This window comes from Lentzea xinjiangensis (assembly GCF_900110955.1).
GTDB lineage: Bacteria > Actinomycetota > Actinomycetes > Mycobacteriales > Pseudonocardiaceae > Lentzea > Lentzea xinjiangensis.
The window spans coordinates 215269-227104 of record NZ_FOFR01000005.1 but is presented as its reverse complement, the minus strand read 5'-3'; the positions used below and the strand labels follow the sequence as shown (position 1 = coordinate 227104).

The following is an 11836-nucleotide window of genomic DNA, read 5'->3' as shown; positions in this document are numbered from 1 at the left end:
CGGGTCAAGGGCTCACGCGGGGATGACGGGCACCTCCAGGCCGCGCACGAGCGGGGTGTCCGCGTCCGTGACCACCCCGGCGACCTCGGCGAACGGCAGCACCGAGAACCGCGACGCCGCGCCGATCTTCTCCGAGCTCGCCAGCACGTAGGTGTCCGCGGCCTGGTGCGCGAGCGCGCGTTTCATCGCGGCCTCGTCCGCGTCGCCGGTCGTGAGCCCCGCCTCGGGGTGCACACCCGTGACGCCGAGCAGGAACACATCGGCGTGCACGCCCCGTGCGGCCTCCACAGCGGCGGCGCCGCAGGCGACCATCGAGTGCTTGAACAGCCGTCCGCCGATCACGTAGACGTCCACGTTCTCGTGCGTCTCCAACGCGCTCGCGATCGTCGGACTGTGGGTGACAACCGTGGCGTGCAGATCGGGCGGCAGCGCGCGTACGACGGCGAGAGTGGTCGTGCCGCCGTCGAGGATCACGGTCATGTTGGGCTCGATCAACGCGGCCGCCGCACGCGCGACCCGCTCCTTGCCGTCGGTCTGCACGTTTTGGCGCGTTGTGTAGTCGGCGATGGCGGGTGACACCGGCAGCGCGCCGCCGTACACGCGTTGGCAGAGCCCGGCCGCCGCGAGGTCCCGCAGGTCCCGGCGGATCGTGTCCTCGGAGATGCCGACTTCCGCGGCCAGGTCTTTGGCGACGATGCGGCCGTCGGTGCGCAGTCGTTCCAGCAGCAGATCACGGCGTTGGGCGGCCAGCATGCACGTTTCTCCTTGTTTTTGCCGAGTGTTGCACGTTAGGGTCGGAGCCATGCTGATTCTGATCGCAGGCCCGTACCGCTCGGGCACCGGGGACGACCCCGCACTGATGGCGCGCAACCTCGAACGGCTGGAGGAGGCGGCGTGGCCGATCTTCCGCAGCGGGCACGTGCCGATGATCGGCGAGTGGGTGGCGCTGCCCGTGCTGCGGGGCGCGGGCGGCGCGTCGCCGGCGGACCCGATCGCGGCGGAGATCATGTACCCGGCCGCCGAGCGGCTGCTGCGGCACTGCGACGCGGTTCTACGGCTGCCGGGCGAGTCCGCGGGTGCGGACGAGGACGTGCGGATCGCGCGGGAACGGGGACTGCCCGTGTACGAGCGGGTGGAGGAGATCCCGGGGTATCGCGCGGCCTAGCGGCGGATCGTCCGGCCTAGCCGCGCGCGGCGGCGACGAACTCGCGCATCCGGCCGTGGTCCTTCACCCCGCGGCTCGACTCGATGCCGCTGGACACGTCGACCCCCCACGGCCGCGCCACGCCGATCGCCCCGGCGACGGTGTCCGGCGAGAGCCCGCCCGCCAGCAGCCACCGCCCCGACGGGCGGCGCTCGTCGAGCCGCGTGATGTCCCACTGCTCACCCGAACCCGCCACCGGCGAGTCGATCAGCAGCAGCTCCTCGCCGAACGCGCCGGTCCGCACGTCGGTGTCCGGCCCCAGCGCGGTGGCCCGGACCAACCGCAGCGGCAGGCCTGCCAGCTCGTCGAACGCTTCCTTCGGGTAGTCGCCGTGCAACTGCAACGCCTGCACACCGGTCTTCAGCGCCAGTTCACCCGCCTCGGTGGCGGTGATGCCACGGACGACGGCGACGGTCAGCACGTGCGCCGGCACGGTTGCGACGAGTGCGCACGCCAGGTCGGCATCGATCTGGCGAGGGCTGGCCGTCAGCACGAAACCAACGGCGTCGGCGCCCGCGTCGACCGCCACGGCGACGTCGGACTCGGTGCGCAGACCGCAGAGCTTCACGAACACGTCACCGATCCTATGCCGCGTCCCGCACGGAGCCGATGAGCCCGGAACGACCTCCGGGCGCGCCGCGTCGAATGGTGCGATTCAGCCGGGAGGAAAGCCGTTGCGCGACGAGGAGTGGCCCGAGTCGGTGGCCGGGTGGGAGTTCGCCCGCCACGGCCACGTCGAGAACTACCGCAAGCGCCTGGCCAACGGCGTCGTCGTGCACGCGAGATGGGATGGCGAGCACCGCGGCGGCGTGGTGGAGGCCAACGCGGGTCCGACCGGCATCGGGCGCACGCTCACCAGCAGCCGCAAGGAGTTCCGCGACAAGGACGCACTCTTCACCGCGGCACGGCTCGTCGTGGACATGGCCGCCAACCTGCCGTCGTTGCGCATGGGCCGCGAGAGTCCCGCGGACTCCGTGCTGAGCGGCGAGGTGGCCGGAGCCGTGGAGGCGGTGCCGGGAAGCGGTGACGTCCCGGAGGCCGAACTCACCTTCACGCTGACCGACGGACGTTCGGTCACGCTGGTCATGACCGAGGAACAGACCGACGGCATGATCTCGAGCATCCACTCGATCGCCAAGCACGTCTGGTCGGAGCACCACGTCGAGGAAGACCGCGAGGACGTCCGGGAGGACGTCCGGGAGCCGCGGGACGCCGAGGTGCCCGACGTCGGCGACGCCGAGGCGGGACCGGACACCGGGCACGAGCTGATGACGGTGCTGGAGCAGCGGTTCGGGGTGACGCGGGACCACCTGCTCGCGTGGACGGACTGGACCGCGGTGGTCGTCGTCGGCGAGCCCGCGGTCAGCGGCCTGCTGGACCGTGCGAACGAGCTGACCCGGGCCGTCGCGCCGCTCTGGCACCCTGGGCTGGTGGAACGGCCCGGTGAGGTGTGGGTCGTGCTGCGCCGGGCGTCCGGGAGCTGACGTCCCGCAACGCACCGCTCACGGCTTGAACGGCAGCAATTCCTCCTCGACCGCGGGCCGCACGACCACGCACGTCGACTCCGGCACCTCCTGCCACGCCCCGACCAGGTCGCCCAGCGGTTCGGACACGATGAGCCGCGAGTCGTCGGCGAGGTCGTGCAGCGCGGGGTTGTCCGGGTACTGGCGGCGCAGCGTCGAGACGTCGGTGCTGTGGAAGAGCGTCCGCGACCTGCCGCGGCTCGAGTAGCGGAACGCCCAGGTCGTCGAGCCGTCGGTGACCGCGACGGTCATCTGGACCGGGTGCTCGACGCCCGCGCGCCTGCCGACGTCCTCGATGAAGGCGACCATGCGCGCCACGGCGCCGGGCGGGTCCTGCTCCAGCCCGAAGCTGACCGCGAGGTAGAACATGACCTCGGAGTCCGTCGAGCCCTCGATGAGCGGGAACAGCTCCGGGTCGACCGCCAGCACGAGCTCGCGCCGCACCAGCGGGTACTTCGCGATCAGACCGTTGTGCATCCACAACCAGTTCCGGTAGCGGAACGGGTGGCAGTTCGAGCGCTGCACCGCGCCGCCGGTGGACGCCCGCACGTGCGCGAAGACCCGGTCGACGGTGATCTGCGCGGACAGCTCCCGCAGGTTGAGGTCGTTCCAGGCCGGCTCGGTGCTCAGGAACAGCCCCGGGGTGCTCGTGCTGCCGTACCAGCCGATGCCGAACCCGTCGCCGTTCACCGCGGTCGCGCCGAGGCGGGCGTGCTTGGACTGCATGACCAACGAGTTCTCCGGCGCGTAGAGCAGCTCCTCGAGCAAGACCGGCGAACCGGAGTACGCGAGCCACCGGCACATGACGAACCTCCTGACACCCCAGCTCCGACAGGGGAACACGTAGCAGACCGGATCGCGAGGTTTGCGGCGACGCGCCCTCCTCGGGCAGCATGGCCGCGTGACGGTTCCTCCGGGCTTGCGGCCACCGCCCTACGACCAGCGCGGGAACTTCGAGACGATCGAAGTCACGCCGCCTGTGGGGGCGCCGGTGGAGACCGTCGAGACGGGCGAGGACCGCCACGACATCGCGGTCATCGGTCCGATCGCGGCGCTCGTGCTCGCGCTGACCATCAGCACGCTGGTCCTGGACCACCCGGCCGCTCGCGCGGTCGCGGCCGGGCTCGCCACCCTCGGCCTGGTCGTGGCCGTGGTCCTGATGGTGCTGGGCAAGAAGCCGAAGCCCGGCAGGCACCTCGCCCGGCACGCCGTCGACCCCGAGGCCACCGAGCGGATCCCCTCCGGCTGGAGCGGCACCGACCGGCGGTGACCCCGCCCGTCCGGGCGCGCGTCAGCGGTCGAACGCCGGCGGCGTGGTGTCGACCAGGCGCCGGTCCGGCTCACCGCCCGACATCGCGAGCACGCCGCGCAGCACCTGCAGCAGCTTGCGCAGCCCGCCGGGCTTCTTCCGGTCGATCCCGCCGATCACCTGCTTGAGCACGCTGAGCTGGTCGAAGTAGACCCGCTCGGCGACGAGGTTCTCGTTCTCGTCGAAGATGAAGTAGGCGTTCATGCGCGTGCGGTGCGCGCCGCCGGTCGCGGGGATCTTGCCCAGCGGCCCGAGGTGCGTGCCGATCAGCCAGAACTCCACGATCACGGCGTCGACGCTGTGCCGGAACGAGATCAGCTCGTGGTGCTGGTCGGGGAACGCCACGCGCGTGTCGGCGTAGTACTGCCGCACCGCGCTGTCGCCGTCGTGGACGACCATCTGGGCGATGATCTCGTAGTGGGGGTGCGGGAACGTCGACAGCGTGGCGTCCCAGTCGTGCGCCACCTCGTCCCGGAAGTGGTCGAGCACCAGCTTCTCGCGGGCGCGCAGGACGTCCTCGCTCGGCAGGGCGAAACGGGATCGCATCGAAGCTCCTCAGTGGACTGCCGTGGCTGGACGAGCGTGTCGATCTCCGTTCCGGCGGTCGCGGCTCGGCCACGGCCGCCGGTTCGTCGTCGCGGACCTGCCCGCGGTTGCACGGGAAGCGCGGCACCCCTCCAATACCCACGGTGTGGGTTATTGCGTCCCGAGGTTAAACCCACACCGTGGGCATCCGCAAGGCACAATGGCCGGGTGACCGAGACCCGCCGAGGCCGCCCGCGCACGCCGCTGCTGTCCCGCGAGTCGATCGTCGCGGCGACGCTGCGGGTGATCGACGCGGACGGCGTCGCCGCGGTGGGCATGCGGTCGGTGGCACGCGTGCTCGGTGTGGACGCGAAGAGCCTCTACAACCACGTCGACGGCAAGGACGGCCTGCTCGACGCCGTCGCCGAGCACCTGCTCGGCGGCCTGGTCCTGCCGGAGCCGGCCGGTGACCCGCGGGCCGACCTGCGCGCCATCGCGCACGCCTTCCGCTCCCGCGCCCTGGCCCACCCCGGTGCGGCGCCGCTGGTGCTCACCCGCCAGTTGTCGTCGCTGGAGGGGCTCGCGCCCGTCGACGCGGTGCTGGCGGTGCTGCTGGCGGCGGGGGCGCCGGCGCAGCAGGCGGTGCACCTGCTGCGCGTGCTGCTCGCGACGATGATCGGGACGTTGTTGCGCGAGGTGTCGGCGGCTCCGTCGTTCGGGGGCGACGACGGGGCGCGCCGGGCCGTGCTGGAGTCGTCGGGACTGCCGGCCGTCGTCGCGACGGCGCCGCACCTGGCGGAGTTCGACCGGCAGGCGGAGTTCGAGTACGCGGTGGACCTCGCGATCGGCGCGGTGCTCGCCCGCATTGATCTTCACGCGGCGCGTTAGGCCGAACGGCGGCACACTGCCACCCGTGGATCGACGGCGGTGGCTGGTGGTCGCGGCGGCGGGGTTCGTCTTCGCGGCCGTCGTGTACGTGCTCGCGGTGCTGACGAAGGCCGGTCAGGCGATCGAGAACGCGGCCCTGCGCGGCGCCGACCGGGACGACGTGTCCGAGACGGATGCCGCCTGGCAGGCGCTGGGCCAGATCACCGTGTACTCGCTGGCCGCCGCGGTCGTGGCGGTGGCGCTGGCCGGGGCGCTGCGCCGGCGCTGGGACCTGGCGGCCGCGGCCGTCGGCGTGATCGTCGCGGGACAGGTCGTCGCGCAGGTGCTCAAGCGGTTCGTCCTGCCGCGACCGGCGCTGGTCGAGGTCACCGGCGACTACGCGCGCAACAGCCTCCCGAGTGGACACACGACGATCGCGATGACCGTGCTGTTCGCCGCGATCATCGTGGTGCCGTGGAAGTGGCGGGGCGTCCTGCTCTTCTTCGTGCTGCCGTGGGCGACGGCGATCGGGCATTACACGCTCACCGCGAAGTGGCACCGGCTGAGCGACACCCTCGCCGCCGACGGCATCGCGCTGGCCCTCGCCGCGCTGGCGTCCTGGTGGCTGCAACGCAGGGGATCCCTGCGGCCGCACACCGGGCCGCGCCGTGCCGGCCGGGTGGTGCTGGTGGTGTTCTGGTCGGTGGTCGCCGTCGTGACGTTCGCGCTGGGCGTGGCCCTGTGGGTGTTCCCGCTGGTCGCGGAGGGGTCGACCGCGGACGAGTGGGTGATCTACCTCGGTGCCGGCTCGTTCGCCTCGGCCGGGTCGCTGCTCGCGGCGCTCGCCTTCCTCTGGTGCTGGCGCCGAGTCGAGTGACAACCAGTTGATCTCCCGCGCGTCCTGTCCTGTGGACAGGTTTCAGCAGAAGGGGGCAAGACGTTGAGTGTCAACCGACGTGCGGTGCTGGCGCTGGGCGCCGGAGCGGCGCTGGCCGTGGCGGTGCCCGCCCAGGCGCAGGCGTCGCCGATCACCGGCAGGTTGCGCGAGCTCGAACGGCAGCACAACGCGCGCCTCGGCGTGTTCGCGGCGGAGACGGCCACCGGCCGCACGGTCCTGCACCGGGCCGACGAGCTCTTCCCGATGTGCTCGACGTTCAAGACCATCGCGGCGGCGGCGGTCCTGCGGCGCGACCACGACGGGACGTTGCTGGGCAAGGTGATCACCTACACGCAGGCCGACGTCGACAAGTCCGGCTACGGCCCGATCACCGGCAGGCCCGAGAACCTCGCGGCCGGGATGACGATCTCGGCGCTGTGCGAGGCGACCATCACCTACAGCGACAACTGCGCGGCCAACCTGCTGCTGCGCGAGCTCGGCGGCCCGACGGCGATCAGCCGCTTCAGCCGCTCGATCGGCGACCCGGTCACGCGCCTCGACCGCTGGGAGCCGGAGCTCAACTCGGCCGAGCCTGGCCGCGTCACCGACACGACCTCACCGCGGGCCATCGGCCAGAGCTACGCGCGGCTGACCCTGGGGCACGCCCTCGACCGCGCCGACGCCGACCAGCTCACGAAGTGGCTGCTCGCCAACACCACCGGCGGCAACCGCATCCGCGCCGGGCTCCCGGCGGCCTGGCGCTGGGGCGACAAGACCGGCACCGGCAAGCACGGCACCACCAACGACGCCGGTGTCGCGTTCCCGCCCGGCCGCTCGCCGATCGTGATCGCCGTGCTGTCGACCAAGGCCACCGAGCCCGACGCGCCCGCCGACGAGCCGCTGCTGGCGAAGGCGGCCGAGCTGGTCGCCGGGATGTTCAGCTGATCGCGCGGACCGGCGTGCTCCGGTGAGGCAGCGGGGCCGGCCCCGCTGCCTCACCGCCCCGAGGTCCGCTGCGACCGCTCCCTGGGCCTGGATCGAGCCGCGGCGCGGCCGGATCGACCACACCTACCTCGACGGCGTGACGAGCCAGCTGCGCGCGTTCACCGACCAGGGGATCCGGGTCTACCTCGACTTCCACCAGGACCTGTACTCGCGGTACCTCTTCAACCCCGAGAGCTGGTACACCGGCGACGGCGCGCCCGCGTGGGCCGCGAGCGGGTACCCCCGGGAGTCGTGCGGCCTCTGCGTGCACTGGGGCCAGAACATGAAGAGCAACACCGCCGTCACCGCCGCCACCTACGACTTCTGGCACAACCGCGACGGCGTCCAGGACTCGTTCCTCGGCGCGGCCGGCGCGGCGCTCGAGCACGTGAAGAACGCCTTGCCCGCCGACGAGTTCAAGCTCGTCGTCGGCGTCGACCCGCTCAACGAGCCCTACGCGGGCAAGTACGACGCGGGTCAGACCTCGCAGCAGTGGGAACGCGACCTGCTGATGCCCTTCTACCACCGGTTCCGGGCGCGGATGGACGAGGCGGGCGGGGTCGCGAAGCCCGCGTTCGTCGAGCCGCTGGTGTTCCCGCTCGCACACCCACCTCCGGGACAGATCTCGTAGCAGCGGCACTGCGACCGTCCGTGCGTCCCTCGGGGGAGCCGCACGGGACACGCCCCAGTCCCGTCTGACAGTCAGTACAGCGGGGACCCTCGTGGCTGGTCGGATGGCGGATCGGACGGCGTGGCGGATCTGCTCGTCGGCGGGATGGTAGAGCGCGTTAGGCAAAAAACGCGGCCGCAACGGGAAGAAGGTCGGTCCGCCGGTCCACGACGACCTGGTCCGGCGCTACTTCACCGCCACCGCACCGAACCTGTTGTGGCTGGCCGGCATCACCGAACACCGCACCGCAGAAGGGAAGTCGTACCCGTGTGCGGTCAAGGACGTCTGTTCCAACCGGATCGTCGGCTACTCCATCGACTCCCGGATGAAGTCTCGCCTCTCGCGGCCGCCTGCGTGTTGTCGTGACCGGTCCGCTCGATGATCTCCTGAGATGGCCTCGCGCAGATATGACGCCACGCCCGCGGAGCCGGCAACTTTGTACCGTATAGTCCAGTGGTGGTCGTGGTCGGCGAGCTAGTGAAGGAGGGGCGCCATGTCAGGTTTCTGCGTCCGGATGTCCACCATGTTCGAACCCGGTGTCGCATGAAGGCGGCACCCAGTACTGACAAGGGGCGGGCGACGTTGGCGCGCATCCTCGACGTGGCGTGTGAGCTGTTCTACAGCAGGGGAGTGCGCGCTACCAGCATCGACCAGATCGCGCAGGCGTCCAAGACCGGAAAGGGACAGTTCTACCACTTCTTCTCGGGGAAGTCAGACCTGGTGCAGAGCGTTGTCGAACGTCAGACCGAACTCGTGCTGGCGGCCCAGCGGCCCTGGCTCGACGACATCGCGACCGGTGAGGATCTGCGGCGGTGGGCGGATCGTCTTGTTCGCCTCCACGAGGAAGACGACGATCCGGTGCGGTGCCCGCTCGGTGCTCTGGCCGCAGAGATCAGCGAGAACGATCCGGACGTCAAAACCTCGATCGAAGCCGCCTTCGTGCGTTGGCGGACGTTGATCGCCGCCGGCATCCAACGCATGGTCGACAGCGGCGAGATCGGTGCCGACACGGAGCCCGATTCCGCGGCCGAGGCACTGCTCGCCGCATATCAGGGCGGTGTTCTGCTCTCGCAGGTGCACGGCAGCACGTCGACACTGCGACTGTGCCTTGGACGTGAGGTCGAGCAGATCCTCCGATAGACGCGACTTCTCACGGGCGCCGGTCGCCCGGCAGGTGGTGGCTGCGCCAGTCTTGACCGATTAGTACAGTACTTGTACTGTTCGGTACAAAACTGCGTGGTTGGAGGAATACCTTGTCAAGCCTCGACATCAACGATCCGTCATCGCGGATCTCCCCGACAACGTCGGATCGCCGCCACAGAGCCGCGCGCGCTGCGACAGCTGGCGATCACCTGTGGATGCACTTCACCCGGCACGGCGATGGGGTGGCGCCGCCGGTGATCGTGCGCGGCGACGGCGTGCACGTCTGGGATGCCGACGGAAAGCGATATCTCGACGGTCTGGCCGGCCTGTTCGCGGTCCAGGTGGGCCACGGCCGTGAGGAGCTGGCAGAGGCCGCGGCCAAGCAGAGCAGGGAGCTCGGGTACTTCCCGTTGTGGGGTGCCGCCCATCCCACCGCCATCGAGCTCGCCGAACGACTGGTCGCCACCGCGCCGGGTGACCTGAACCGGGTCTTCTTCACCGTCAGCGGTGGCGAGTCCGTCGAGACCGCGTGGAAGCTGGCGAAGCAGTACTTCAAGCTCCGGGGCAAGCCCCGCAAGCACAAGGTGGTCAGCCGATCGCTGGCCTATCACGGCACGACGGCCGGCGCGTTGTCCATCACCGGCCTGCCCGGTGCGAAACAGGACTTCGAGCCGCTGGTGCCCAGCGCGCTGAAGGTCCCGAACACGAACTTCTACCGCGCGCCCGTGCACGGCGGCGACTACGCCGCGTTCGGAGTGTGGGCGGCCGACCAGATCGCTCAGGCGATCGAGTTCGAGGGCCCGGACACCGTGGCCGCGGTGTTCCTGGAACCGTTGCAGAACACCGGCGGCTGCTTCCCGCCCCCGCCCGGCTACTTCGAGCGGGTGCGGGAGATCTGCGACCGCCACGACGTGCTGCTGGTGTCGGACGAGGTCATCTGCGCCTTTGGCCGGCTGGGGTTCGACTACGGGGCCAACCGCTACGGCTACCGGCCGGACATGATCACCACGGCCAAGGGCCTGACGTCCGGCTACGCCCCGCTGGGCGCCGTGCTCATCAGCGAGAGGCTGATGGAACCGTTCCGGGACGGGGCGACGTTCATGCACGGCTCGACCTACGGCGGCCATCCCGTGTCCTGCGCGGTCGCGCTCGCCAACCTCGACATCCTTGAACGTGAGGACCTCTACGGTCATGTGAGGCGGAACGAGGACGCCTTCCGGTCCACTCTGGAGCGATTGCTGGACCTGCCGATCGTCGGCGACGTGCGCGGTGCCGGGTACTTCTACGGCGTCGAACTCGTGAAGGACGAGGCCGGCAAGGAGACCTTCACGCCGGAGGAGTCCGAGCGGGTCCTGCGCGGCCACCTCTCCCCGGCGTTGTTCGAGAACGGCCTGTACTGCCGGGCCGACGACCGCGGCGAGCCGGTCGTGCAGCTGTCGCCGCCGCTGATCTGCGACCAGTCCCACTTCGACGAGATGGAGTCGATCCTGCGGTCCTGTCTGACTGCGGCGTGGGACAAGCTCTAACGCCTCTCAGGGCCAGCGATGGCGACTGGCTCCATTGTTGACGTCATGTGCCTGGGGCATCCAGCGGTAGATCGGCCCGCCTGGCAGCAGGCAGCGAGCCGACTGGCGGTGCGCTTGAGGTGGCGCTGAACGTGTTGCCGGCGCATTGTGCGGGCAGAGTCCCGCAGACGGGGTCGAACATGGTCGACCTGCCACGGCGTCCTGAGTGATGGCTCTGCAGCGCAACGTTCGCCTGGGCAACGGTGTGCTGCCCTCTGAATCGGCCGGGGAATGGGCGGTCGACGGCCCGAGTGGCCGCCCGCAACGCGTTGGTGTCGATCCTCGACCGTGCTCAGCAAGGCAACATCTCTATCTGTCTTTCTCGTCCCCGTGATGGGGCAGAGGGCAGACGGGGACCCTTTGAACGACCGGAATGGAACTCGCGTCGGCTGAGGGGCGTTTCGGTGCTGCGCCACGTCCGTTCCAGGGTGGGCTTGAAGTGGCACTCGCTGCGGGGCACGTACGCGTAGAACCCTGCTGAGTTCGCTGCGGAATCCGCGGCTCTGCGGTTGCAGCTGCTGTCCTGCGTTGAATCGCAAATTTTCTTGACCAGACAGTACAGTCTCTGTACTGTCTGGTACAGACATTCGTCCAGGAGGAGAATTCGTTGTCGCGCATCGAAACCGCAGGACCGTCAACGCAGAATCCGCAACAGCAGGAAGCTCGCGCCCTTCTGCGGAAAGCATGGGGCGGGGTGCCCAACCTGGGCGAGGTCATCGCCCTGTCGACGCCGCTCACCCGTGCGCTGCTGGACTTCGACCGGGCTTTGGGCAAGGGCGCCTTCCGCGGCAAAGTCGGTGAGCAGCTGGCGATCGCGGTGGCCAACGAGAACCGCTGCGCCTACTGTCTCGCCGCACACAGCGACACGGCCCGGGAGTTCGGTGTGTCCGAAGAGGACATCCTCGCCGCCAGGTCCGGACACGCGTCGGACCCGAAAGTCCAGGCCGCGCTGACCTTCGTGCAGCGCGTCGTGCGGCATCGCGGGAGGCCGTCGGACGACCAGCTGGCGGAGGTGCGGGCGGCCGGCTACGGCGATCCGGAGATCGTTGAACTCGTCGGTCACGCGATCGCCACCACGCTGACGAACTACCTGCACCACCTCAGCGACGTGCCGCTGGACTTCCCGGCGGTCGAGTTCGCTGCCGAGGATCCCGCAACCGTTTGAGCCG

At 70.2% G+C, this 11836-nt stretch carries 14 protein-coding genes and 1 pseudogene; 11 read left to right on the top strand and 4 right to left on the bottom strand.

What is annotated here, in order from left to right:
• Nucleotides 1-12 precede the first annotated feature (12 nt).
• A complete protein-coding gene (locus BMW88_RS14515) occupies nucleotides 13-753 on the bottom strand; it encodes a DeoR/GlpR family DNA-binding transcription regulator (RefSeq protein WP_089951221.1) in 741 nt (246 codons plus the stop codon).
• 49 nt (nucleotides 754-802) lie between these two features.
• Here BMW88_RS14515 and BMW88_RS14510 point away from each other — a divergent pair, with 49 nt between their 5' ends.
• Complete coding sequence (locus tag BMW88_RS14510) at nucleotides 803-1165, top strand: DUF4406 domain-containing protein (protein ID WP_177221102.1); 363 nt, start codon at nucleotides 803-805, stop codon at nucleotides 1163-1165.
• 16 nt (nucleotides 1166-1181) lie between these two features.
• On the opposite strand, the gene BMW88_RS14505 is transcribed toward BMW88_RS14510, so the two are convergent.
• Complete coding sequence (locus BMW88_RS14505; protein WP_089951220.1) at nucleotides 1182-1778, bottom strand: phosphoribosylanthranilate isomerase; 597 nt, start codon at nucleotides 1776-1778, stop codon at nucleotides 1182-1184.
• A 100-nt stretch (nucleotides 1779-1878) separates the two neighbouring features.
• Between BMW88_RS14505 and BMW88_RS14500 the strand changes: the two genes are divergently transcribed.
• Nucleotides 1879-2688, top strand: a complete 810-nt coding sequence (locus BMW88_RS14500; protein ID WP_089951219.1) for a hypothetical protein — start codon at nucleotides 1879-1881, stop codon at nucleotides 2686-2688.
• 18 nt (nucleotides 2689-2706) lie between these two features.
• Here the strand turns inward: BMW88_RS14500 and BMW88_RS14495 are convergent, their stop codons facing one another.
• Nucleotides 2707-3531 carry a class II glutamine amidotransferase gene (locus BMW88_RS14495; protein WP_089951218.1) on the bottom strand — a complete coding sequence of 275 codons (825 nt, stop codon included), beginning with the start codon at nucleotides 3529-3531 and terminating at the stop codon, nucleotides 2707-2709.
• Nucleotides 3532-3628: 97 nt separating this feature from the next.
• Here BMW88_RS14495 and BMW88_RS14490 point away from each other — a divergent pair, with 97 nt between their 5' ends.
• Nucleotides 3629-3997, top strand: coding sequence for a hypothetical protein (locus tag BMW88_RS14490; protein ID WP_143116075.1), 369 nt, complete (start codon nucleotides 3629-3631; stop codon nucleotides 3995-3997).
• Between the two features lie 21 nt (nucleotides 3998-4018).
• On the opposite strand, the gene BMW88_RS14485 is transcribed toward BMW88_RS14490, so the two are convergent.
• On the bottom strand, nucleotides 4019-4582 hold the full coding sequence (locus BMW88_RS14485; protein ID WP_089951216.1) for an ester cyclase: 564 nt from the start codon (nucleotides 4580-4582) through the stop codon (nucleotides 4019-4021).
• Between the two features lie 207 nt (nucleotides 4583-4789).
• Between BMW88_RS14485 and BMW88_RS14480 the strand changes: the two genes are divergently transcribed.
• The 8 genes and pseudogenes from BMW88_RS14480 (at nucleotide 4790) to BMW88_RS14445 (ending at nucleotide 11832) form a co-directional block, all read left to right on the top strand.
• Nucleotides 4790-5449, top strand: a complete 660-nt coding sequence (locus tag BMW88_RS14480; RefSeq protein WP_089951215.1) for a TetR/AcrR family transcriptional regulator — start codon at nucleotides 4790-4792, stop codon at nucleotides 5447-5449.
• 25 nt (nucleotides 5450-5474) lie between these two features.
• Nucleotides 5475-6305, top strand: a complete 831-nt coding sequence (locus BMW88_RS14475) for a phosphatase PAP2 family protein (protein ID WP_245777781.1) — start codon at nucleotides 5475-5477, stop codon at nucleotides 6303-6305.
• Nucleotides 6306-6389: 84 nt separating this feature from the next.
• Nucleotides 6390-7250, top strand: coding sequence for a class A beta-lactamase (bla, locus tag BMW88_RS14470; protein WP_425434657.1), 861 nt, complete (start codon nucleotides 6390-6392; stop codon nucleotides 7248-7250).
• Nucleotides 7251-7272: 22 nt separating this feature from the next.
• A complete protein-coding gene (locus BMW88_RS14465; protein WP_177221101.1) occupies nucleotides 7273-7920 on the top strand; it encodes a hypothetical protein in 648 nt (215 codons plus the stop codon).
• A gap of 151 nt (nucleotides 7921-8071) precedes the next feature.
• Nucleotides 8072-8302 (top strand): annotated as a pseudogene (locus tag BMW88_RS14460) (IS3 family transposase); the annotation flags it as partial.
• Between the two features lie 110 nt (nucleotides 8303-8412).
• Entirely contained in the window at nucleotides 8413-9099 is a 687-nt protein-coding gene (locus tag BMW88_RS14455; RefSeq protein ID WP_143116074.1) for a TetR/AcrR family transcriptional regulator, read from the top strand.
• 149 nt (nucleotides 9100-9248) lie between these two features.
• On the top strand, nucleotides 9249-10628 hold the full coding sequence (locus BMW88_RS14450) for an aspartate aminotransferase family protein (RefSeq protein ID WP_281249403.1): 1380 nt from the start codon (nucleotides 9249-9251) through the stop codon (nucleotides 10626-10628).
• 646 nt (nucleotides 10629-11274) lie between these two features.
• Nucleotides 11275-11832, top strand: coding sequence for a carboxymuconolactone decarboxylase family protein (locus tag BMW88_RS14445; protein ID WP_143116073.1), 558 nt, complete (start codon nucleotides 11275-11277; stop codon nucleotides 11830-11832).
• Nucleotides 11833-11836 lie beyond the last annotated feature (4 nt).